Raw genomic sequence first — 24342 nt, forward strand, 5'->3', positions numbered from 1 at the left:
AACGCCATAGATTCCCCATGAACCCAATCACCCTTAAAAAACTTGAATTTGACCGGGTTGCCGGTTATACGGCGCAGTTTTGTCTTTCGGCAATGGGGCGTGATGCTCTTATGGCGAGGGTGCCGGAGGTGCGGCGGGAGGTGCTGCTTCGGGAGCTTGAACGGGTGCTTGAGTTAAGGAATCTCTTGCAGGAGGAGCAGACGCTCCCTGTTTCTTATCTGCCCGATACCCGGCCGCTGCTTCAAAAACTTGAAGTGCTTGAGAGCTTTCTTGAGCCGGATGAGCTGCAGGATATCTATCACCTCCTCTACTCCTCGGTACAGTTGCGCAAATTCATGTTCAACTGCCGTGAAGTCTATCCTCTGCTGAATGAGTTTACCATTCAGCTCTGGCTTGAAAAGAGTCTTCAGACGGCCATCCGCCGGGTTATCGATGAGCAGTGCCGGGTGAGGGATTCGGCGAGTGAGGGGCTTCAGATGATTCGCAGGGAGCTGGGCGAGAACCGGGAGCTGCTTCGAAGGAAAATGGATCGTCTTTTGCGCCGCTGCCAGGCAGAGGGGTGGCTGATGGATGATACGGTCGCCATCAAGAACGGCCGGTTGACGCTCGGGTTGCGGGTTGAGTATAAATACAAGATTGCCGGTTACATACAGGACTACTCCGGCACCGGCCAGACCGTCTTTATCGAACCTGCCGAAACGCTTGAAATCAGCAACCGGATACAGGATCTGGAGATCAGCGAGCGGCGCGAGATTGAGCGTATTCTGAAGGAGCTGTCGGGTGAAATCCGTCTTGAGCTTGAAAATCTTCGCCATAATGAAGGGGTGCTCAGCGAGTTTGATGCGCTCTATGCCCGTGCCCGGTTTGCCGTGGAAACAGATTCCCTGCTTCCCGGCATTGCAGCGGGCCATGCACTCCGCATTGTCAAGGGGTTTCATCCCTGGCTGCTTATTTCGCACCGTCACAAGGAGGTCTTTCCGCTTGACCTTGATCTGGGTGCCGGAGATCGGGTTCTTGTTATTTCAGGGCCGAATGCAGGCGGTAAATCGGTGGCGATGAAAACCGCCGGTTTGCTCTGCTGCATGCTGGTTCACGGCTATCTGCTGCCGTGCAGCGAGAGCTCGGTTTTTCCACTCTTCAGCGATGTTTTTATCGAGATCGGTGACGATCAGTCCATCGAGAATGACCTTTCAACCTTCAGCTCCCATCTTGGCGCGATCCTTACTATCATTGAGGCCGCAGGCCAGAGTGACCTGGTGCTGATCGACGAGCTGTGTGCCGGTACCGATGTTGAAGAGGGCGGTGCGATCGCCCGGGCTGTGATCGAAGAGTTGATAGAGCGGGGAGCAAAAACCATAGTTACCACCCATCTCGGAGAGCTGAAAGCCTATGCTCATGAACGGGAAGGTGTTGTCAACGGTGCAATGGAGTTCAACCTTACGGGTCTGGTGCCGACTTTCCGCTTTATCAAGGGGGTGCCGGGCAACAGTTTTGCTTTTGCCATGATGCAGCGGATGGCCTTTCCGCGAGCGATGATTGAAAGGGCCGAAGGGTTCATGAAGGGTGAGCGCATCGGGCTTGACCGGCTGCTTGATGACCTGAACCATGTGCTTGAAGAGAACCGACTCCTGAAGCTGCATCTTCAGGGTGAAACCGCTCTGCTCGAAGAGCGGGCATTCGCGGTGCAGCAAGCTGAAGTCGGGCTTGATGAGAAGCGGCGGGAGCTGAAGCTTGGCGCATCAAGGGAGCTGCAGAAAGAGGTGGAGCATGCCCGCAAGGAGATTCGCGAGATTCTCCATGAAGTGAAAAATGCACCGGCAGATGAAAAAGCGGTTCAGCAGGCGCGAAAAAAACTGGAGCAGAAAAAGCTTGAGGCAGTAAAAAGCGAGTCGGCGCTGCTTGCCGAAGCGGAGGTTCCGATTGACTATACCATTCGGGTAGGTGATCTGGTCAGGATTCTTGATACCAATACATCCGGAGAGGTTGAGAGTGTCCAGGGCAGCAGCGTGGTGGTTCAGTGCGGAAATTTCAGGTTGACTACATCGCTGAAAAACCTGGAGAAAACCTCGAAAACCCAGTCACGCAAACAACTCCGGACACCTGCTGCCGCAGCAAAAAAAGGTGCCTGGTCGGCACTAACCGGGGATATTGAGTCTACCCGCCTTGATCTTCGCGGGCTTACCGGTGATGAGGCCATTATGAAAATCGACCGCTTTCTTGATGCCATGCGGCTTAACCGGATCCACTCCGCTACCATTGTTCACGGAAAGGGGACGGGATCCCTGCGCCTGAAAACCGCGGAGTTTCTCCAGAAGCACCGTAATATCAAAAGTTTCCGTCTCGGAGAGTGGGGGGAGGGGGGTGCTGGAGTCACTATTGTAGAACTCGAATAAGAAGGCTCTGCTATAAATCTATTCCGCGATTCGATTGCGTCGTTGGGCGGTGCTCGAAATCCTCATGTACTTCCGTGTACATTCCGGTTTCTGCGCTCCGTCCGCCTCGCCCTCGAACCGCTCACTACGATTTATAGCAGAGCCTTTCCGCGATTCGATTGCATCGTTGGGCGGTGCTCGAAATCCTCTCCCAACCCCAACTTCGTCGGGATTGCGCTACCGATATTTCGCCCCTCCGGGGCTTGAACATCGAACCGCTCACGACTTATTACGATTTTAGAGTGGCCTGTTAGCGAGTATCTTTTCTATGCATTGAAAATCAGGGTTCAAAACCGTATCTTGTGCCGAAGAGTGCCACCTGTTGGCCATGTGCCGTTTTTTCGGCTTTTAACCATGAGATTATTGTGAAAGACACGTACCAGGAACTCCTCACCGTACCCAATCAACTGACCGTCTTGAGGATTCTGCTCGTTCCGGTCTTTGTTCTCCTCCTCCTGCAGCCGGACCCCTGGCTCCAGCTGATCGGAGTCATTGTTTTTATTTTCGCCTCCCTTACGGATCTCTATGATGGCTATCATGCAAGGAAGTATGGCGTGACCACCCGGCTTGGCGCTTTTCTTGATCCGCTTGCCGATAAATTTCTTATTACAGCCGCTTTTCTGCTCTATGTCTGGATGGGCTATCTGGTACTCTGGATGGCGATTCTTGTTATTATCAGGGACGTTCTGATCACAGGACTGAGGATTTATGCCGAAATCAAGGACAGGCCGGTGGTGACAAGTATGGAGGCTAAATATAAAACCCTGGTGCAGAATGTATTTGTCTATGTGATTATGCTGCTGGTGCTGATGAAGGAGCCCGCTTTTTCCGGAAAGGATGTCTCCCGCATGATCAACTCTTTTCTGCTCTCGGACTATCTCGACTATATCATGCTCGGCGTTACAGCTTTTACCGTTTATACCGGCATCTCCTATCTTGTCAGCAACTGGAAGGTTTATCTGCAGAATCCGCTTCAGAACCGGTAATGCCATGAAGCAACTCGCAGCAAGAATGCTCTCCACCTGCTTCGGCATCGGTTATTTTCCGGTTGCTCCGGGTACCGTTACCAGTATTGCGGCCGTGCTTGCCTACCTTGTTATTCCCGGATTGCGTGAACTGCCGCTTCTCCTGCTGATGGTTATGCTGACGGCGGCTGCCGGTGTCTGGTCTGGTTACGTGATGGAAGAGCGTTACGGCAGTGACCCCTCAATTGTAACCATTGATGAGCTTTCCGGTCAGTGGCTTGCCCTTGCCGCACTGCCCGCAGGTATCCTCCCGGCACTTCTGGCCCTCGCTTTTTTCCGCTTTTTTGATATCGCAAAACCGGGTCCCGTCGATTCGGCTCAACGCATGCCGGGAGGCTGGGGTATTATGGCTGATGATCTCCTTGCCGGATTGCTGGCAAATCTTTCAGTTCGGGGTGTGCTTGCGCTGCTCCCGCTTTTTCACCTCTCCTCACCCCTGTAAAACCGCTTTATGTTCTCTGCCATGGTCGGTGTGTCAAAACCGATCTCCCTGTAGAGCTCCTTCATGCTTCCGTGGGTTACAAATGCATCAGGAAGCGCAACTTTCAGTACCGGTTTATTGAGTCCTTTTTCGTTAAGGTGGTCGATTACGGCGCTGCCGAGTCCGCCGATCCTGCTGTTCTCCTCAATTACAACCAGATGGGTTGATCGGGATACAACCTCATCAATGAGAGCGGTGTCGAGTGGTTTGAGGAAGCGCATGTTGACGACTGAGGCATCAATACCCTCTTTTTGCAGTGCTTCGGCAACGTCAATCCCTTTTGAGGTCATATTGCCGATACAGAGCAGCGCGAGACCGCTGCCTTCGCGCACAATCTGACCTTTTCCAATGGTAACGGATTCGAAATTTTTGCGCAAGGGGATTCCGATGCCGTTCCCTCTCGGATAACGGATGGCAACCGGGCCTTTCAGGTCATAGAGGGCAGTGTAGAGCATATCTCGCAGCTCCTGTTCGTCTGCCGGAGCCATAATGACCAGACCCGGTACGGTATGCAGATAGGAGAGATCGAAAGAGCCGTGGTGGGTCGGCCCGTCCTCTCCGACCAGTCCGGCTCGGTCAATGGCGAAAACCACATGCAGATTCTGCTGGGCGACATCATGGATCAACTGGTCATAGGCGCGCTGAAGAAAGGTGGAGTAGATCGCAAAAACCGGTTTGAACCCCTCTGTGGCCAGCCCTGCGGCGAAAGTTACGGCATGGCCTTCAGCGATACCGACATCATAAAAACGGTTTGGCAGTGCGTCCTGGAAGAGGTCAAGTGAAGTTCCTGAAGGCATGGCGGCGGTTATGGCGGTAATCCGGTTATCCTTCAGGGCAAGCTCGACCAGAGCTTCGCCAAAGACCTCCTGATATTTCGGCGGCAGTGATGTGTCAGCTTTTTTGAGCGTTTCACCGGTTGTGGTATCGAATCCTCCGCTGTGAGCATGCCATTTGCTCTGGTTCTGTTCCGCAGGCATGAACCCTTTTCCCTTTGTCGTGACAATATGCAGCAGTTTGGGATGGGGAAGTTCCTGCATCTCTTTGAGGGCCTTGACAAGCTGCTCCATGTTATTGCCATCAATCGGGCCGAAATACCTCAAGCCGAGCGCCTCAAAAAATGCTCCGGGAGTGAATGCAGCTTTAAATCCATCCTCCAGTTTTCTGACGGCGGTTTTAGCCGCATCGCCCAGTTCATTGTTGAGCAGGGAGATTGAGTTCCAGATGAATTTCCGCGCCTTGTTGTAGGTCTTGTTGAGGGTGATGTTGATGAGATGGGTTCTCAGCCCTCCGGTACTTGGAGATATAGCCATCTGGTTGTCGTTCAGGATGACCAGCACATCACTTTTCAGGTCTCCGAGGTGGTTCATGGCTTCAAATGCCATGCCTCCGGTCATGCTGCCGTCACCAATAACGGCGATAACTTTCTCCGTGCCTCCGGCCAGGTCTCTTGCTGCGGCGATACCTGCAGCGGCAGAAATAGAGGTCGAGGCGTGTCCGGTACCGAATGCATCATGCGGACTTTCCGATATTCTGGGAAATCCGGCAAGACCGCCGTACTGACGGTTTGTCTGCATCCGCTCTTTTCTTCCGGTGAGAATTTTATGGACATAGGCCTGATGGCCGACATCCCAGATGATTTTGTCGTGGGGAGTGCTGTATACATGATGAAGCGCAACGGTCAGCTCCACCACGCCAAGCGTTGATGCAAAATGACCTCCGTTGACCGAGACGAGTTTAATGACCTCGTTTCGGCACTCATCGGCAACACCTTGAAGCTGCGTGATAGAGAGGTGTTTCAGATCTTCCGGAGAATTGATTTCGGAAAGCGGGATCATCGGTTGTATGGGCGCAATGTGCTTTGATTCAGGCATAGTGTTTTACTGCTTGATTTTATCGTACTTATTCTAAGATGTAACCATGCAGAAGCCTTCCCGGTTCCATGCATCCTGCCATTTATACAACAATCAGATTCCGGCTATCTGCACAAGAACGCTTCGTTCCTGGCGGGGTCCGTCGAGCTCAACAAGAAATATTGACTGCCACTCTCCGAGAAGCATCTTTCCTTTTGCAAAGGGAATGGTTTCGGAGCTGTTCATAAAGAGTCCCAGAAGATGGGAGTGGGCATTGTCGCGACCATCAACCGGATTGAGGTTGTGCAGGTAGTTACCGTCTTTTGGAACCAGACGCTTGAGAAAGGTTTCCATATCCTCAAGCAGCTTCTCCTCTTTTTCATTGATATTGATGAATGCGGTGGTATGACGGCTTATAATGGTTACCTGTCCGGAATCAAGTTTTGAAGCCGAAAGTGCAGCAGCAACCTCGGCGGAGATATCGATGATTTCTACCGGTTTGACGGTTCTGGTCTTGATGGTGACTGTTGTGAATTGCATAGGATGAACCCCTTCATTGTTTTTGTTGTTCATTGCGCTTTCCGGAAGGATATGACCACCGCTTCATGAGGAGAGAGATGAACACGAATGGAGTGGTCAGCACCATGAATGCCACTCGATTTATTTTCGGTTGTGGTGCTGAGTATGTTCAGCATATCGATGGTGATTCCCTCAATCGAAGGATGCCGGAACTCAAGAGCTATACCGGTGGCATTGAAATTGGCCAGAATGAAGGCGTGCTCCCCGGCTGTAAAGCGGTGAAATCCGAGACAGTGTGAGTTGTTTGCCAGATTCAGGTCAAGGCGTTCAATTTTCCCCTCCTGAAAGAGCGGTGTTTTCTGCAGGATAAAAAGTTTTTTATACAGTGCTGCAAGTGCCCGGTTTTCGGGTTCAGCAGCTTGCCGGACAAGCTGTACCGGGATCTTCTGACGATACCCCTCCATCTGATCCTGATGCAGGAGATGCATGCCCGGAGTTGCGAAGAGAACCATCGCTGCGGCTTTGTTATTCAGGCCTATTCTGCCTGCTGCTCTTGGTTCATCATGGTTTTCAATGAACCGGCAGAGTTTTTTCTGGTACCCCCATTCGGCACCAAGATGTCCGGCAAGTTTTTCAGTATTTACCGGAGCGCTGGTGATAAAGTCGTAAAAGGGTTTGTCGTAGGCGTAGTCAAAGCCCTGCTGCTGGAGCTCCCACTCTTTGCTCCAGTATGATTCTGCGAGAAAAAGAAAGTCGGGGTGGCGCTGTTTGACCGCTGCAATGGCATCAGACCAGAACTCCTCCTGCATTGCTCCGCTTAGATTGCTCCAGGTTTTATTGAACACGTTTTTCAGAATCAGCATGGCCATATCGCATCTGACGCCGTCGCAGAGTTCGCTGATTTTGAAAAGGTTTTCGGTCATCATGCTCTGCGTTGCCTTGCTGGCGTAATTGAGTTGCAGGGTGTCGGTCCAGGGCGGAAAGTAGGGGTCTTTGCCGTAGGCAAGGTATTGGTCACGGGCGTATTCAAATCCGGATTCAGGGTCATGGCGCATCTCATCGGTGGATACCGGAATGAAAAATTCAGGGTGCTCCGGGAGCCATTCATTGTCGAGTGCAAGATGGTTCGGAACAAAGTCGAGCATAAGCTTTATGCCGCGCCGGTTAAGTTTGTCGCGAAAGAGGGTTAGTGCATCTTTTCCACCGAGCGTTTCATTGACGGTGTATGATGGGATGGCGTAGGGTGAAGATGCTATATCCTCGGGGTGAACGGTTACAAGGTGCTCCAGAAACGTGGTGCGCAGGCAGGGATGTGCGGTTGCAATTGCCTTGCTGTACTGACTGGGTTGCCATACCCCCATCAGCCAGACCATGTCAAAACCCGATGCAGAAAAGAAGTCGAACTCCTCATCGGGAACAGTTCCGAGTGTTACAGAACGGTTATGGGTTTTGCTGAGTTTTTTTAGCCAGATTCTTGTATTGATTTCGTATACGAGAGGGAACATGGAACGGAAGTTATTGGTGGGCAATGGTTTGTTTTCAATATAGCAACTCTGAACGCAATAATGTGTGTGATCAGCTCTCTTTACAGGCAAAAAACATCATCCGGCTTGCATCGGCAGGCAGTTCGGGATACGTACTTATGGCTGTAATTTCAAAAGGGATACCCCCTTTTTGTATGGCGGGAGCAACGGATGATGATTTGTTTTGTTGATGCTTGTAAAAAGGGTAAAGTTATACGAAATTCAACTGGAGATTTCAGTGTTGATCATCTTTTTCGAGGGCCATATTCCGGCTTGAAAAAGGGCAGCTATAACTTAGTTAACAGGTGTTTATACGTTTTGACGGATTTTTTACATGATCTCAATGAGGTTCAGCGCAATGCTGTAAGCGCGACCGAAGGGCCGGTTATGGTTCTTGCCGGTGCGGGTTCCGGAAAAACAAGGGTGATCACCTACCGTATTGCATATCTTATCCGCAATGAAGGGGTTTCCCCCAATAATATTCTTGCACTTACCTTTACCAACAAGGCGGCAGGGGAGATGCGTCATCGTGTTGATACGCTGCTTCATGCCGGGAGCTCCAGCGGCTTATGGATCGGGACGTTTCATTCGATTTTTGCCCGTCTGCTTCGCACCTATATTCATCTGATCGGTTACGACCGGAACTTTTCGATTTTTGACAGTGACGACAGCAAGAGTCTGATCCGCCAGGCTATGACCGAACTGAATATTTCCCAGGACTCCGTGCCGGTCAATACCATTCAGAGCCTTATCAGCCGGGCGAAAAACGGGTTTATTCTTCCGGCTGAATTTCACCGGAATGCCGGAGACTATAACCAGCAGAAAGCTGCCCAGGTCTACGAACTCTATACAAGGAAGCTCAAAGAGAACAATGCCCTTGATTTTGATGACCTGCTTATCAAGCCGATTGAACTGTTCAACGAGCATCCCGAGGTACTCGAAGAGCTGCAGGACTCCTTCCGTTATATCATGATTGATGAGTATCAGGATACCAACAAGGCCCAGTACCTGGTTGCAAAGATGCTCGGGGCCCGTCACCGCAATATTTTTGTTGTGGGTGATGACGCGCAGTCAATCTACTCATGGCGCGGAGCCGATATTTCCAACATTCTGAACTTTCAGGATGACTATCATGATGCCCTGACCTTCAAGCTTGTAGAGAACTACCGGAGTACGGGCAATATTCTCAAGGCGGCCAACAGCATTATCAGCCGCAATCAGCGGCAGATTAAAAAAGAGCTGATTTCACATCGCAACGAAGGCGATCCGCTGACACTTATTGAAGCATATAATGAGCGCAACGAAGCCGAAAAAGTAGGCGACCATATCCGTTCAATGCGCATGAAACAGGGATATGAGTTCAAAAGCTTTGCTGTGTTTTACCGCACCAATGCCCAGTCGAGGGTGCTTGAGGATGTGATGCGCCAGAGCAGGATTCCCTACAGGATTTTCGGCAGTGTCTCTTTCTACAAAAGGCGAGAGATCAAGGATGCGGTGGCCTATCTTCGTTTTATCCTGAACGAGCGCGACAGCGAATCACTGTTGCGGATCATCAATTTTCCTCCCCGCAAAATCGGGGATGTCAGTATCGGCAAGCTCAAGGATTTTGCTGAAAGAGAGGGTGTAAGCCTCTATGAAGCAATCCGGCAAGCTGAAGGGGGGGGCTTTCAGGCACGTCTTGTGACGGCTCTTACCTCGTTCAGTACGGTTATCGAGTCGCTTAAAGAGATTGCAGAGAACGGGACGGTCTATAATGTTCTCTCGGAGCTCTTTACACTGACCTCCATTCCGCTGCTGCTTCAGGCGGAAAATACTCCTGAATCGCTGGCGCGTCATGAAAACCTTCAGGAGCTGCTCTCCATGGCAAGGGACTTTTCGGATCATAATCCTGATGCAGGCTCACTCGGTGATTTTCTTGAGAATATATCGCTTGCCTCCGATTATGAAGAGACGCAGGATTCAGATAACTATGTTTCTCTTATGACGGTGCATGCCGCCAAAGGACTTGAGTTTCCGGTTGTTTTTGTTACCGGTCTTGAGGAGCGGCTCTTTCCCCTTCACGGCCAGGAACCCGAAGAGCTTGAGGAGGAGCGCAGACTTTTTTATGTTGCGGTTACCAGAGCGCAGGAGAAGATATTTCTCTCATGGGCTCAGAGCCGCTACCACTACGGTCAGCCGCAGCACTGTCTGAAATCAGTGTTTATCAGTGAAATCGACTCATCTATCGTTCAGACAGAGGGCGGGGTTTTTCTCTCGGATCGTCCGCTCAGGGATGCGCCGGTCTCCTCAGTACCATCTTTTTCAAGAGGATACCAGCAGAAGCAGACATCTCCTGCTGCCACTCAGTCGAGTTCCTTTGACAAGCCGAAGCCTTCCCGTTCGGGACTTCGCTCAGGAATCACGGTGCATCATGCGGTTTTCGGGCCCGGAACCGTGCTTGATGTTCAGGGGACAGGGGCAAAGCAAAAAGTCAGGATCAGTTTTCGCAGTGCCGGGGAAAAAACACTGATGGTTCAGTATGCGAATCTCAAAATTCAATAGTAACTTTTTGTCACTCCAGGATCGCACCCTTTATAAACATTCAGTCGTATGAAGATACTTTTCGGTGTTCAGGGAACCGGAAACGGACATATCAGCCGCAGCCGGGAGCTTGTGCGAAAGCTCAGGGAGGCTGGTCATGATGTTGATGTCATTATCAGCGGCCGAAAAGCCGAAGAGCTGAAGGAGGTCGAGATATTCGAACCCTTCAGGGTGATGAAGGGCATGACGCTGGTTTCGCACAAGGGAAAGATGAGCTATATCGATACCATGATTCAGCTTGATCTGGCTCGACTGATGGCTGATGTCGCACTGCTCGATACCACTGGTACGGAACTTGTCATCACGGATTTTGACCCGGTAACCTCGATGGCGGCAAGAGTGAGAAATATTCCCTCCATGGGATTCGGTCACCAGTATGCTTTCGGTTATGATATTCCGCTGGCTCACGGCAATATTCTTGCGAAGTTTATTTTGATGAATTTTGCCCCTGCCCGCTATAATGCAGGCCTTCACTGGCACCATTTCAATCAGCCCATTTTTCCTCCGGTTATCCCCCCCTCGCTTTATGAGAAAAATTCAAAGCGTGTCATCAATGGAAAAGTTCTTGTCTATCTCCCTTTTGAGGAGATTGAGGATATTACCGTGTTGATGACTCCGTTTGACCAGTTCGAGTTTTACATATACGGCAAGGTGAGTGAAGATCGTGATGATGGTCATCTGCATTTCAGAACCTACTCCCGCCTGGGCTTTCTGGATGACCTTCTCGAATGTGACGGTGTTGTTTGCAATGCCGGTTTTGAGCTTCCGGGCGAGGCGCTTCATCTCGGCAAAAAGCTCCTGCTCAGACCGCTTGACGGTCAGATCGAACAGGAGTCCAATGCACTTGCCATGGAGGAGCTTGGTTATGGTATGGCGATGCACGATCTTGACGGTGCTGTGCTTGCCGACTGGCTGCAGCTGCCATGCCGGGAGCCGTTGCGCTTCTCAAAATCAGTGGACTTTATTGCTGAATGGATAGGCAGCGGCCATTGGGAGGAGCTTCCGAAATATGCTGCTGCCTCCTGGAGTTGAAACTCCTGTTGAGGAGTTCGAGCACTGCCCGGCGAAGCAATCGAATCGCGTAACAAATTAATATTTGGTGCCCATGATGCAATTCAGGGAGCTTGTAACCAACAGCCGCAGCTACAGAAGATTTGATGGCAGTTATCCGGTTTCCGAAGAGGTGGTTCGGGAGCTTGTTGAGCTTGCATGCTACACGCCTTCAGCCAAAAACCTTCAGCCGCTGAAATTCATACCGGTGTGTGATCCTGAAACCGCCGCGTTGCTTTACCCTTCGCTCTCCTGGGCGGGCTATCTTCCGGACTGGCCAGGCCCTGCAGAGGGCGAGCGTCCGCCTGCCTATATCGTAATGCTTGGTGACAAGGAGATCAGTCAGGATTTCGGCACCGACAGCGGTGTCGCTGCTCAAACCATTCTGCTTGGCGCAACAGCGTCAGGGCTCGGCGGATGTATCATTGCTGCTCTTGACCGTAACCGTATGAAGGAGCTGCTGAAGATTCCCGAACGTTTTTCCATACTGATGGTGCTCGCTCTCGGGAAGCCTCAGGAGACCGTTGTCATTGACCAGATGGCCGATCAGGATTCTGTTCGCTACTATCGTGACCGCTACGGAGTTCATCATGTTCCCAAGAGAATGCCCGATGAAGTGCTTCTGAAGTTTTATTAACCGGAGTGAATCAGCAACGATGATTCGCATCGACGAACTGCTTCGGGCCTACCGCCAGGGCTTTTTCCCCATGGCTGATCCGGATGATGGTAAAACATACTGGTGCAGGCCTCACAAAAGGGCACTCTTTTCACTTGAAGCCTACCGCCCGTCTCGTGATGTTCAGCGCCTCCTGAGAAAAAATGAGTTCAGTGTGACATTTGACCGTGATTTCGACGGGGTGATCAGCGGGTGTGCAGCCCCAAGAAAAAACGACCCGGAAACCTGGATTTCCACCGACATTATTGAGGTATACCGCAAGCTTTTCCGGCTTGGGCTGGCACACAGTGTGGAAAGCCGGTATCAGGGTGAACTGGTCGGCGGACTCTACGGGCTTGCCATTGGGGGGGCGTTTTTCGGGGAGTCGATGTTTTCTCTTCGTTCCTATGCCTCCAGGGTAGCATTTGATCGCCTCGTTTACCATCTGAGATTGAAGGGGTATCTCCTGCTTGACGCCCAGATCATGAATCCTCATCTCAGAAAACTTGGCGCTGTTGAAATAGAGCATGATGAGTTTATGGTTCAACTTGATCATGCACTCCGCAAAAAGATAGTGTTTCTCTAAGCAGGGGAAAAGTGGTACTTTGCCTCACATTGATTTGTTCCTTCAAACAGAGGGAATCACTATCAGGTTTATCAGACCTTTAACAGGGGAGTTTTTATGTTGTCGAGGGATTTAACAGAAAGCCAGTCACTGCCCAGAATTATCATCTACTCGGGAAAAGGGGGGACTGGAAAAACCACGGTTTCATCATCTACGGCAGTTTCATTGGCCCGGCAGAACAAGAAAGTGCTGATCATGTCGAGTGATCCGGCTCACTCACTGTCGGATGTTTTTGATGTCAAGATCAGCCGCAACGACCCGCAGAAAATCGAGAACAACCTCTACGGTCTTGAGGTTGATACGATCTATGAGCTTAAAAAGCACATGTCCGGTTTTCAGAAATTTGTCTCGACATCCTATAAAAACAAGGGGATTGACAGCGGAATGGCTACCGAGCTGACCACCCAGCCGGGTCTTGACGAGATTTTTGCCTTGAGCCGCCTGCTTGATGAAGCGCAGTCGGGCAGATGGGACGCTATTGTGCTGGATACTTCGCCTACCGGCAACACCCTTCGCCTGCTTGCCTATCCCGAGATCATTATTGGCGGAAACATGGGCAAGCAGTTTTTCAAGCTCTATAAAAGTATGTCTTCGCTGGCCCGCCCGTTGAGCGGAAACTCCATACCCGATGATGATTTTTTCAACGAGGTCAATGTGCTGCTCAAGCAGATGGAGGATATCAACAAATTTATCCTCAGTCCCGAGGTCAGCTTCCGTCTGGTGCTCAATCCGGAGAAGCTCTCCATTCTTGAGACCAAACGGGCCTATACCTTTGTGCATCTCTACGGGATCAATGTTGACGGTATCGTTATCAACAAGATTCTTCCGACATCAAAAACCGTTGGCGAATATTTTGAATTCTGGGCTGATCTGCACAGCAAATACCTGATGGAGATCGACAACTCATTCTATCCTACTCCCGTTTTCCGCTGTCAGCTGCAGAGGACCGAGCCGATCGGCGCCGATGCCCTCTACGAGATCAGCAAGCTGGTGTTCGGTGAGCAGGTGCCTGACAAGATTTTCTATTCCGGCAAGAACTTCTGGATAGAGAGTAAAAAAAATCCGGCAACCGAAGATCATCGTGAAATTCTCTGTATCAGAATTCCTTTTCTCAAGGATGCTGAAGATGTCAGCGTTGAGCGGATGGGTACTGATATTGTGGTGACTGTTGACCGGGCCCAGAGGATTATTACCCTGCCAAGAGCACTCTACAGTCTTGAGATGGAGGAGTACCTCCGGGAGGATAATCTTTTACGTGTCATCTTCAAGGAGCAGCCTTCCGAGAAGGAGGATTCCGAGCTGAATGTCAATAAAAATATGCTTGACAAGCTCCGCTCCATGAGGCGATTGAAGATATAGCGGCTCATCCCTTTCTTGAGTCATGAAAAATTCAGGGGAAACAGTTTAAGTTTTCGAGGGAATCTTGTATCTTAAATGTTTAAAATGTTGAGTTAACGGGAATTTACCCCAAATCTTTGTTAAAGAATCAGCTTATATCATGTCCGAGAAAGCGCACTATGGTTTGTTGAAAGGAAAGAAAGGCATTGTTTTCGGTCCGCTTGATGAAAGCAGTATCGGATGGCAGATTGCGGTTCATGCCCACAAGGAAGGTGCTCAGATCGCAATTTCCAATGTTGCGACCGCATTGCGTTTCGGTAATATCGAAGAGCTCTCGGCCATTTGTGGCAACGCTCCGGTAATAGTTTGTGACGCATCAAAAAATGAAGATGTTGAAAACTGTTTCATTGAGCTGAAAGAGAAATTCGGGCCGGTGGATTTTATCGTTCACTCTATCGGCATGTCGCAGAATATCCGCAAGCAGCTTCCCTATGAAGAGCTGAATTACGAGTGGTTCATGAGAACGCTCGACGTTTCAGGGCTCTCGCTGCACAGACTTGTTTCCTATGCATTGAAGACCGGAGCAGTGAATGACGGAGCAAGTATTCTTGCACTCTCCTATATAGCATCACAGCGGAACTACTGGACCTATTCCGATATGGGAGATGCGAAATCGCTGCTTGAATCCATTGTTCGCAGTTATGGACCACGGCTTGCAAAGCGGGCCATCCGTATCAATACGATCTCACAAAGTCCAACATATACGAAGGCAGGAAGCGGTATTCCGGGGTTTGAGAAAATGTATGAATACAGCGATCTCATGTCTCCATTGGGGAATGCCTCTGCCGAAGAGTGTGCAGAGTACGCCATGACCATCCTGAGTGACCTTTCACGAAAGGTAACCATGCAGAACCTTTTCCATGATGGCGGGTACAGCTCCATGGGGGCAACCATTCCGATGATCAAGCTTGCTCATGAAGTCCTCAATGACAAGGAGCTTGCCGCCCGTGTAGGTCTGGATGACTATACTCCTGCAAGGGAGTGCCCGGAGAGCTGATCAGGCAGTACGGTCTCTGTTTTTTATCTGACATCATCCGCCGCCCGGACGAGAGATACGGGCGGCGGACTTTTTATGTCTGCATCAACAGGCATAAAAAAACGACGAGGAACCGGATGAGGGTCTGTCCGGTCTTATCACCTCGTTTTTCGCTGCATAGGTTTTTTTTATTATGGACCGGAGCAGCAGGCATTTCAACGCCAACATTACAGTACGGGTATACAAGGGAAACCGGGATATTTCCGGTTTAAATCAGGATTACGCTCCTCCACCTGACCGGCACCCGGCAATCAAGCCGGCATCTCAAGCTGTGTCATGTTTCTCTTTTCGGAGCTTACACAAGTAAACATTGTTGCATTCGCCTTTTCCGGTTTCTGTCCGGTTCGGGTCGATTGTTATGGTTTTTTTCTCAATTATCCTTAATCAACTCTCTTCAAATACTTAAAACGACAACCGAGATGGCAAAAACAACAAAAATTATTTACACCAAAATTGATGAGGCTCCGGCTCTTGCGACCTACTCCCTTCTTCCAATCATCAAGGCATTTGCCAAGGGTACAGGTGTAGACGTTGAAGCCAAAGATATCTCTCTTGCCGGAAGGATTCTTGCAAACTTCCCTGACAATCTCACTCCTGACCAGAAAATTCCGGATTATCTTGCCGAATTGGGTGAACTTGCGCTTGCGCCTGAGGCAAACATCATCAAGCTGCCGAATATCAGTGCTTCAATTCCCCAGTTGAAGGCTGCAATCAAGGAGCTTCAGAGCCAGGGTTACAATGTTCCCGACTATCCTGAAGCACCTGCAAATGCCGCCGAGAAAGAGATTCAGACCCGCTATGCCAAGGTGCTTGGCAGCGCAGTGAACCCGGTACTTCGCGAAGGAAACTCTGACAGACGGGCTCCGCTTTCAGTCAAGGAGTATGCCAAAAAGAATCCGCATAAAATGGGAGCATGGAGCAGTGATTCCAAATCACATGTTGCCTGCATGAGTGCCGGTGATTTCTATGGCAGCGAGAAGTCCATTACCCTGGAGAGTGCGGATAACGTAAAGATCGAGTTTGTTGGCGCGGATGGCAAGGTTACGGTTCTCAAAGAGAGCACACCGCTGCTTGCCGGTGAGATCATTGATGCCTCGGTCATGAATGTCCGATCCCTGCGCGGTTTTTATGCCGATCAGATTGCCGATGCAAAACAGAACGGCGTTCTTCTCTCGCTGCATCTGAAAGCAACCATGATGAAGGTCTCTGACCCTATCATGTTTGGCCATGCGGTAACGGTGTTCTACAAGGATGTTTTTGACAAGCATGCCGCCGTTATCAAGGAGCTTGGAGTCAATGTCAATAACGGGCTTGGTGATCTCTATGCCAAAATCCAGAAGCTGCCGGATGCACAGAGAGCAGAGATTGAAGCGGACATACAGGCTGTGTACGCTACCCGCCCTGCACTTGCGATGGTTGATTCAGATAAAGGTATTACCAATCTTCATGTACCCAATGACATCATTGTCGATGCATCCATGCCGGTTGTTGTGCGGGATTCAGGCAAGATGTGGGGTCCTGACGGAAAGCTCCACGACACAAAGGCTATGATTCCTGACCGTTGCTATGCAACCATGTACCAGGAGATTATCGAAGATTGTAAAAAACACGGAGCATTTAATCCTTCCACCATCGGAAGTGTTCCGAATGTCGGTCTTATGGCCCAGCAGGCTGAAGAGTATGGTTCACACAACAAGACCTTTACCGCTCCTGCAGATGGAACAATACGGGTTGTCAATAAGGCAGGAAACTGCGTGCTGGAACAGAAGGTCGAAACCGGCGATATTTTCAGAATGTGCCAGGCAAAGGATGCTCCTGTCCGCGACTGGGTAAAACTTGCAGTCAACCGTGCAAGGATCACCGGTGCACCGGCTATTTTCTGGCTCGACAGCAAGCGCGCTCACGATGCAGAGATCATTAAAAAGGTTACAACCTATCTTAAGGAACATGATACCACCGGTCTTGACATCCGGATTCTTACCCCGGTTGAAGCCATGCGCTTCTCTCTTGAGCGGATCAGGGCAGGAAAGGATACCATCTCGGTTACCGGAAACGTTCTTCGCGACTACCTGACCGACCTCTTCCCGATTATCGAGCTTGGTACCAGTGCAAAGATGCTCTCGGTTGTTCCGCTTATGAACGGTGGCGGACTGTTCGAGACCGGTGCAGGCGGTTCAGCTCCGAAGCATGTTCAGCAGTTCCAGAAAGAGGGTTACCTCAGATGGGATTCGCTTGGCGAATTCTCAGCGCTTGCGGCTTCGCTTGAGCACCTTGCCCAGGCATTCAGCAATGACAAAGCGCAGGTTCTGGCTGAAACGCTTGATCAGGCAATCGGAAAGTTCCTCGATAACGACAAGTCACCGGCCCGCAAGGTCGGCCAGATCGATAATCGGGGCAGCCACTTCTACCTTGCGCTCTACTGGGCAGAGGCGCTTGCCGCACAGAAGAAGGATGCTGAGCTTCAGGCCCGTTTTGCCAAAGCCGCAGCACAGCTTTCCGGCAGTGAGGCGAAAATCAATGAGGAGCTGATTGCAGCACAGGGTAGTCCGGTCGATATGGGCGGTTACTACCATGTGGATGACGCGAAGACCGAAAAAGCCATGCGTCCGAGTGCTACACTGAACGCGATCATTGATGCACTCTGATAAGCTGAATGATTCTATCAGTTACAAAGCAGAAAGCCCGGTTTTTCCGGGCTTTCTGCTTTTATTCTCTTTTCCGCTCTGCTCTCCACACATAAATAAATCCATTGTTTTCGAGTTTTTTTGCAACCTCGACAATATCTCCGGTTGCAACCACAAAGCAGCCGTTGCTCCGGCCTATCCTTGGGCCATTGAAGGTCAGAAGGTTTTCAATGATGGTGAACATCGAGACATAACCGGCTGAGTGGAGCACAATATCGCGCATGAATGCATTGCCGTTCACTGTGCTGTCCAGCCCTTCAAGACGGACCGCCTTCCCATGATCTCCGCTGTATGTATCATGAACCCTGAAAAGTCCGAGACTGCTCATATTTGATTCCGGAGTGTCGGAAAATCGGACGGCATAAAGTTCACCGGAGTTTTTTCCATGAGCTACCCGGAAAAACGATTGCTCACCGGTTTTCAGCTCAATGAGAGCCATCCGTTTCAGGTACGAGGGCTTCGAGTAGTCAACCACCGCGAGGTAGCGCGGGTTCTCTTCAGGATGGAGCGTCCGATATGATTGAAGTGCAAAAAGGGCGGCTTTGTAAGCCTGCGGCGATACCTGTTCCGGGAGGAGGAGCACTCCGGCGAAGATAGCGGATAGCAATGCAACGATAGTTATACCGGTACGGACTCTCTTTGCCATGTTACTGCCGATTTTATGTATTCCAATACTGCATCAAAGTTTTGAAGCGTGCCTTCAAGTCAGATACCGTTTTTATGGTGTGCGGTGTAACGTAAAGATGCGATTGCCTGTGCAGTGAATATTAGCAAACTTTACAACAGAACGTAATAGAGTTTTTTACAACCAAACAGGACATGATTTATGCAAATGAAAAAAAGTCTTAAAAGACCTGCGGCCTTGTTACTGGGACTATTATCGTTAGTTGGCGTAGATTCAACAGCGATCAGCGCGCCTGCAAACATAGTGGTAGCGGATGCAAAAACAACTCATCATCTCAATCTTTATGTTGCTCAGGATTTGGGGATTTTCAAAAAATATAAGCTGGACGTCTCCATCGTGCCCGTTGCAGATCTGGCTGCCGCAAGAGATCTGGTTGTTTCAGGACAGGCAGATGTATTTTGGTCGTGCCCGACTGTTGCCATTGCTGCTATTGCCAATGGTGCACCGATCAAGATAATCTCTCAGGTCAAAAAGCCCTGCACCTCGGTACTGCTTGTGCCAAAGGATTCACCAATTACCCGTCTTTCGGATCTGAAGGGCAAGAATATTGCCGGTATTTCGCCTACATGCGAATCGGTTATTGCGTTGACGGTTGCGGCAAGGAAAAACGGCGGGCAGTTCAATCTCCAGAAACTGGCCGGAGGCCCGGCACTTGCAGCGCTTGAAGCAAGGCAGATTGATGGTGCTATTCTTGAAGAACCACAGGCCAGTATTGCTGAATTGAAAGGGTACAAGGTGCTCTTCAAGGAGGCGGCTGAAAATATTCCATGCCGTACTATCAATGCACGCAATACGTTTCTGAAAAGCAATGCAAAAGAGCTTAAAACCTTCATAAAGGCGATAGGGGAAGCCAATGCCCTTATTCTCAAAAATCCTGTTGCTCCGAATATTGTCGATATAGCGGTGAAGTATACCGGTGCACCTGTTGAAGCTATCAAGTACGGCAACCACAGGCTTAAATTCCGTACCACAATTGATCAGCGAGGGCTCTTTTTGCTTGGCAATGAATTGATTGTGCTGCAGAATATCAAGGAAAATCCCGGCAATCGTCTCTATGCTGACGAGTTTCGCGGTATTACCTGGAAGTAGTCGGGGTTATTGTTCTTTATGAGTCGCTGCCCTGCCGGGCGTAGAATTCCGGCAGGGCACTATATTTTAACAACAACAAGAGTGGTTTTGGTAAACACGAAAGAGCAAAAGAAATTGAATGGGTGGGCTTTGCCATTAGCTGGCATAACGTTGGCGCTTGTTATTTTTGGTGTTTATGTTGCTTTTCAGGCACCCCGGAAAGAACTTCCAGTCAAAACCATGATTGGTCATAACGGTAGTCCGCTGCTTGCATTTTTGTATGCAACAGGAGAAGGTGCTGAAGGCCGAAATGTCTTTACATCCAGCAAGTTCAGCTCTTCGTCCGATGTTGGCTATGCCTTGCTCTCAGGAACTATTCATGCCGGTTTTATTGAGCCGGAAAAGGCTCTTGAGCTTTCCCGGTTAAGCGGCTTTGAAAAACTTTTGGTATTGGGAAAAGTGACGTTTCCCTATGGTGTTACCGTTATTACGAAAAAAGGATCATCCCTCCGTTTGCAGGATATAAACGGGCATCATATTGGCGTACCATCGGATAATCCGGCTTTGCTGGAAGAGTTTACGAAGGCGGTCAGCAAGTATCCGCTTCAACTGAACCAGGTTGATTATCGATTTTTACCGGCGGATGCGATCATACCTGCCCTTGATTCCGGAAAAATCGAAGGTGCGATTGTCAAAGGATCAAAAGCGGTGATTGCCATAAGTGACGGGCATAATATTCTTTTTCAGAAGTGGGATATGGAGCCGGGAAACGAGTGCTGCCCACCGGTTATTGATCAGCTTGAGTTTGTATTGGTTGCGCAGAAAAATAATCAGGCTCTCAATAGTGAGCTGGTGAAAATTCTCGGCAGATCGGCGGCATTGAGCCCCTCCGTTTTAAGAGAGGCGCTATCGAGAACGGAACATGTTCCTGAAACTCTCTTTGCTGATCTCCCCCTGGCATCCTTTGAGGTGGCTGATAATCAATTACTCCAACTTTTTTCACGGCATTCCGGGCGGGATCACCATAAAAAGAGCGGCCCGGCTCATCATGCGGTACCTTGACGAGCGCAGTTTTTCTACGGAGGCCGCCATCAATCACATTATAGATGAATTATCATGCAAGTTGAGCAGCAATATGGGTCGAAAGGATTTGGTTTGCTGACAAGAGCGTCAGGGCTTTTTTTGAAAAACTCGTTCGGGAGCATTTTTTCACGTGAGTTTATCAAAGTGCTCATTCCGCTTCTTGTTCTTTGGGAGGTGATTCCACGGTTTGAGATCCTTCCTCGTACACTTGCCCCAACACTGAGCGATGTTGCTCTGGCTTTTTGGGATATGGTGTTAAACAAGGCTTTGTTTTTGCACATTCTCTTCAGTCTCGGCAAATTTCTTGCCGGTCTTTTGATTGCAGTACTCACCGCCATTCCAATCGGCATATTCATGGGGTGGAATCTTCCCATACGCAAGCACACGTTGCCTTTGTTTCAGATGCTTGCCCCTATACCTCCTCCGGCATGGGTACCGCTCACCATTATTATATTCGGAATAGGTCTTCCCATGCAGATCTACCTGATTTTTCTCGGGGCGTTTTATCCGATTCTCTTCAATACCTACCAGGCAATAAAAGATACCGATCCCAGATATCTCTCATCAGCCAGGGTGTTCGGTGCAAGTGAATTGACCTTGATCTGTAACGTCTATTTCTGGCATGCACTTGGCTCCATTATCATGAGCGTAAAAACCGGAGTGGCCATTGCTCTTGTGATGCTTGTGATTGCTGAAATGTATGGTGGACGCAGCGGGATCGGTTATTTGCTGGTTGAGGCAAAAGAGTTTTTCCAGATTCCGTCAATGGTGGTCTGTATGCTGGTGCTTGGTATCATTGGTTGGTTTTCAATAGAAATTTTAAAATTCGCAGAGTTGAAACTTGCGTTATGGAAGGTGGGGAGATGATAGAAGCGAGACGCATCAGCAAGTTTTTTTCAATCGTGAACAAAGAGGGTATTGCCGAGGGGCTCACCGCCTGTTTGTCCGTTACCCTTTCAATCGAGAAAGGCAAAATCATTACGTTGCTTGGGCCTTCCGGATGCGGGAAATCAACATTTCTGGAGATATTGGCCGGATTGCAGGCACCCTCAGAAGGAGAGGTCTATATTGATGGAGTCAGAGTACTTGAGCCGCTCCCTTCGACGCGCATAGAGATGGAGGCATACCGGAAGAGATACCGATTTCTCTCTCCACTTGCCAACGATCTTATTCGGGACAGGCCAAAGCACGATATAGCCATGATCTTTCAGGACTATGCTGTTTTTCCGTGGATGACGGTTTTGCAGAATGTCACCTTCACGCTCAAATTGCGAGGATTGCGACGCGCAGAGCGGGAAAAACAGGCCATCTTTTATCTCAACAAGGTTGGTCTTGGCGCTTCGTTAAATAAGTATCCTTCACAGCTTTCGGGCGGCATGCGGCAGCGGCTTGCTTTTGCCCGCGCTCTTTCGGTTGAGCCGAAGGCGATTTTGATGGATGAGCCGTTTGCTGCAGTTGATCTGCTTACAAGGGAGCGTTTGCAGGATGACTTGTTGAAGCTTTTGGATTCTTCGGGAATTACCATCGTCATGGTCACCCATGATGTTGCTGAAGCGACCTATCTCTCAGACGAAATTATCATTTTTTCGCCTTCACCCGGTACGATAAGAAACCGATTCACTATTGATGTGCCGAGGCCGCGAAGGCGCGATCATCCCGAGCTGGCCGATATTCAGGAGCGTATCAGCAGGCTTTTGAAATATGATATCGATAACGAAAGCGAGTATTCGATTTAACAAACCAGGAACCAGAACAGCAAAAACATGTCAGAATCAAATAGCTTCAGAGGTAAAGTATACGATACGATCACATCAGCAGTCGGTAACACGCCTCTTGTTCGTCTCGGGAAGATATCTGCGGGATTACCGGGGATAATTCTGGGGAAAGTCGAGTCATTCAATCCGCTGAACAGTGTCAAATGCCGCATCGGTATAGCCATGATTCGTGAGGCTGAATGGTCAGGGAAGCTGAAACCCGGCGGCACGATTATCGAGCCGACTTCAGGTAATACCGGTATTGGCCTGGCATTTGCCGCCGCCGAGCGGAACTACCGCCTTATCCTTACGATGCCGGAGACGATGTCAATTGAGAGGCGCAAACTCATTAAAATGCTGGGAGCCGAACTGGTGCTGACTCCCGGAACCGAAGGAATGAATGGGGCGGTCAATAAGGCAAAAGAGTTGCAGCGTCAGATTCCGGGAAGTTATATCCCGTTGCAGTTCGAGAATCCGGCCAATCCGCAGGTGCACAGGGAGACGACTGCAGAGGAGATATGGGCAGATACGGCTGGTGATGTCGATTTTCTTGTTTCCGGTGTTGGTACCGGTGGAACCATTACCGGTGTGGCTGAAATCATAAAGGCGCGCAAACCGGGTTTCAAGGCCATAGCTGTTGAGCCTGATGCATCTCCTGTCCTCTCCGGAGGACGGCCCGGTCCTCACCGGATACAGGGGATTGGGGCGGGTTTTATTCCCAAGGTGCTGAATCGTTCTATAATTGATGAGATCGTCCGGGTTACCAATGAAGACGCATTTGAAACTGCTCAAGCTGTCAGTCGCAATGAGGGAATACTGGTCGGTATTTCATCGGGTGCGGCAGTGTGGGCCGCCATCCAGATTGCCCGAAGAGAAGAGAATCGGGGGAAAAAAATCGTTACGATTCTTCCGGACTCAGGGGAGCGTTATCTCTCAACACAGTTATCCGATATAGAGAGCTTTTGATCGGTACTTCTCACTTTGCCGGATGCTTCAGAAAGGTTCCGTTTTGATACTCTTCGAAAGCCTGACGGAGTTCTGCATCGGTGTTCATCACGATTGGGCCGTACCAGGCAACCGGCTCGTTGAGTGGTTTGCCTGAGATGAGCAGAAATCGTACAGGATCCCTTTCTGCAGTAACCGTAATCGTGTCGCCGTCGCTGAAGTGTATCAGCGTCTCGTTTCCGGTGAACTCTCCTGCTTCAGGGGAACCCGATCCATCCTGCGTTCCGAAAGCCCCTTTTCCTGCAATAATATAGGCAAAAGCGGTGTGACCTTTGATCACGGGATGGCTGTAGGATATGCCTGCCGGTACCGTCATGTCAAGATATTCAGGATCAATGGCAATATCACTGACAGGACCTGTGGTATTTCCGATCTTGCCACAGATGATACGGATCTCGACACCGTTATCAAGAACTACTTTCGGGATCTGCTCTGCAGTGATGTCACGGTATCGGGGCGGACTCATTTTCTGAGACGCAGGAAGGTTTGCCCAGAGCTGAAAGCCGCCCATACGTCCGCTCTCTTCTCCAAAGGGCATCTCCTGATGGATGATGCCGCTTCCGGCAGTCATCCATTGCACTGCTCCTGCAGTGATCACCCCCTTGTTTCCCATGCTGTCGCCATGTTCTACGTTGCCCTCAAGCACATAGGTGATGGTTTCAATACCCCGGTGCGGGTGCCAGGGGAACCCTTTCCGGTAGTCCGCCGGGTTATCCGAGCGGAAATCATCAAGCAGAAGAAACGGATCAAGGAGCGGAGCTTCGCTGAAACCGAAAGCCCGTTTCAGATGGACACCGGCTCCTTCGGTAACCGGCTGGCTTTTATAGATCTTGCGGATTTTTCTTGCAGTAGTCATGGTTTACAGTCGGGATGTTTATGAAGTCTGACT

General features: G+C 50.0%; 20 protein-coding genes. 15 read left to right on the top strand and 5 right to left on the bottom strand.

Features of this window, described 5'->3' with window-relative positions; genetic code table 11:
* Nucleotides 1-17: 17 nt before the first annotated feature.
* The 3 genes from G9409_RS05870 (at nt 18) to G9409_RS05880 (ending at nt 3899) form a co-directional block, all read left to right on the top strand.
* Nucleotides 18-2393 (top strand): endonuclease MutS2, encoded by a 2376-nt coding sequence (locus G9409_RS05870; RefSeq protein ID WP_166807867.1) that lies wholly within the window; start codon nt 18-20, stop codon nt 2391-2393.
* Between the two features lie 401 nt (nt 2394-2794).
* The gene (gene pgsA / locus G9409_RS05875) at nt 2795-3418 is read left to right on the top strand and encodes a CDP-diacylglycerol--glycerol-3-phosphate 3-phosphatidyltransferase (RefSeq protein WP_407926792.1); all 624 of its coding nucleotides are present in this window, start codon (nt 2795-2797) and stop codon (nt 3416-3418) included.
* 4 nt (nt 3419-3422) lie between these two features.
* Nucleotides 3423-3899 (top strand): phosphatidylglycerophosphatase A family protein, encoded by a 477-nt coding sequence (locus G9409_RS05880; protein WP_166807869.1) that lies wholly within the window; start codon nt 3423-3425, stop codon nt 3897-3899.
* Here the strand turns inward: G9409_RS05880 and dxs are convergent.
* From dxs to G9409_RS05895, 3 genes are all read right to left on the bottom strand, one after another.
* A complete protein-coding gene (dxs, locus tag G9409_RS05885; RefSeq protein WP_166807870.1) occupies nt 3878-5809 on the bottom strand; it encodes a 1-deoxy-D-xylulose-5-phosphate synthase in 1932 nt (643 codons plus the stop codon). The two genes, G9409_RS05880 and dxs, sit on opposite strands and share 22 nt — an antisense overlap.
* Before the next feature lie 93 nt (nt 5810-5902).
* Nucleotides 5903-6328, bottom strand: a complete 426-nt coding sequence (locus G9409_RS05890) for a secondary thiamine-phosphate synthase enzyme YjbQ (protein WP_166808037.1) — start codon at nt 6326-6328, stop codon at nt 5903-5905.
* Between the two features lie 29 nt (nt 6329-6357).
* A complete protein-coding gene (locus G9409_RS05895; protein ID WP_166808038.1) occupies nt 6358-7812 on the bottom strand; it encodes an alpha-amylase family glycosyl hydrolase in 1455 nt (484 codons plus the stop codon).
* Between the two features lie 336 nt (nt 7813-8148).
* Here G9409_RS05895 and G9409_RS05900 point away from each other — a divergent pair, with 336 nt between their 5' ends.
* From G9409_RS05900 to G9409_RS05930, 7 genes are all read left to right on the top strand, one after another.
* A complete protein-coding gene (locus tag G9409_RS05900; protein ID WP_166807871.1) occupies nt 8149-10371 on the top strand; it encodes an ATP-dependent helicase in 2223 nt (740 codons plus the stop codon).
* Between the two features lie 48 nt (nt 10372-10419).
* A complete protein-coding gene (locus G9409_RS05905; RefSeq protein ID WP_166807872.1) occupies nt 10420-11442 on the top strand; it encodes an MJ1255/VC2487 family glycosyltransferase in 1023 nt (340 codons plus the stop codon).
* Between the two features lie 73 nt (nt 11443-11515).
* Nucleotides 11516-12097: a nitroreductase family protein gene (locus G9409_RS05910; RefSeq protein ID WP_235923242.1), complete on the top strand. Its 582-nt coding sequence runs from the start codon at nt 11516-11518 to the stop codon at nt 12095-12097.
* A gap of 19 nt (nt 12098-12116) precedes the next feature.
* The gene (aat, locus tag G9409_RS05915; RefSeq protein WP_166807873.1) at nt 12117-12701 is read left to right on the top strand and encodes a leucyl/phenylalanyl-tRNA--protein transferase; all 585 of its coding nucleotides are present in this window, start codon (nt 12117-12119) and stop codon (nt 12699-12701) included.
* 96 nt (nt 12702-12797) lie between these two features.
* On the top strand, nt 12798-14099 hold the full coding sequence (locus G9409_RS05920; protein ID WP_166807874.1) for an ArsA family ATPase: 1302 nt from the start codon (nt 12798-12800) through the stop codon (nt 14097-14099).
* A gap of 139 nt (nt 14100-14238) precedes the next feature.
* Nucleotides 14239-15135, top strand: coding sequence for an enoyl-ACP reductase (locus G9409_RS05925; RefSeq protein ID WP_166807875.1), 897 nt, complete (start codon nt 14239-14241; stop codon nt 15133-15135).
* A 458-nt stretch (nt 15136-15593) separates the two neighbouring features.
* Nucleotides 15594-17819, top strand: coding sequence for an NADP-dependent isocitrate dehydrogenase (locus G9409_RS05930; RefSeq protein ID WP_166807876.1), 2226 nt, complete (start codon nt 15594-15596; stop codon nt 17817-17819).
* Nucleotides 17820-17880: 61 nt separating this feature from the next.
* Here G9409_RS05930 and G9409_RS05935 read toward each other — a convergent pair whose 3' ends face one another.
* Nucleotides 17881-18504: a murein L,D-transpeptidase catalytic domain family protein gene (locus tag G9409_RS05935; protein WP_166807877.1), complete on the bottom strand. Its 624-nt coding sequence runs from the start codon at nt 18502-18504 to the stop codon at nt 17881-17883.
* 186 nt (nt 18505-18690) lie between these two features.
* Here G9409_RS05935 and G9409_RS05940 point away from each other — a divergent pair, with 186 nt between their 5' ends.
* The 5 genes from G9409_RS05940 to cysK all read left to right on the top strand — a co-directional run bounded on the left by G9409_RS05940 (nt 18691) and on the right by cysK (nt 23414).
* Entirely contained in the window at nt 18691-19632 is a 942-nt protein-coding gene (locus tag G9409_RS05940) for an ABC transporter substrate-binding protein (protein WP_166807878.1), read from the top strand.
* A 129-nt stretch (nt 19633-19761) separates the two neighbouring features.
* Complete coding sequence (locus G9409_RS05945; protein ID WP_166807879.1) at nt 19762-20673, top strand: substrate-binding domain-containing protein; 912 nt, start codon at nt 19762-19764, stop codon at nt 20671-20673.
* A 54-nt stretch (nt 20674-20727) separates the two neighbouring features.
* A complete protein-coding gene (locus tag G9409_RS05950) occupies nt 20728-21561 on the top strand; it encodes an ABC transporter permease (protein WP_166807880.1) in 834 nt (277 codons plus the stop codon).
* The gene (locus tag G9409_RS05955; RefSeq protein ID WP_166807881.1) at nt 21558-22430 is read left to right on the top strand and encodes an ABC transporter ATP-binding protein; all 873 of its coding nucleotides are present in this window, start codon (nt 21558-21560) and stop codon (nt 22428-22430) included. Before G9409_RS05950 ends, G9409_RS05955 begins: the two co-directional genes overlap by 4 nt.
* A gap of 27 nt (nt 22431-22457) precedes the next feature.
* Nucleotides 22458-23414, top strand: coding sequence for a cysteine synthase A (gene cysK, locus G9409_RS05960; protein WP_166807882.1), 957 nt, complete (start codon nt 22458-22460; stop codon nt 23412-23414).
* A gap of 10 nt (nt 23415-23424) precedes the next feature.
* Here cysK and G9409_RS05965 read toward each other — a convergent pair whose 3' ends face one another.
* Nucleotides 23425-24309 (bottom strand): pirin family protein, encoded by an 885-nt coding sequence (locus tag G9409_RS05965; RefSeq protein ID WP_166807883.1) that lies wholly within the window; start codon nt 24307-24309, stop codon nt 23425-23427.
* Nucleotides 24310-24342: the final 33 nt, after the last annotated feature.

The organism is Candidatus Chlorobium masyuteum, from assembly GCF_011601315.1.
Lineage (GTDB): Bacteria > Bacteroidota > Chlorobiia > Chlorobiales > Chlorobiaceae > Chlorobium > Chlorobium masyuteum.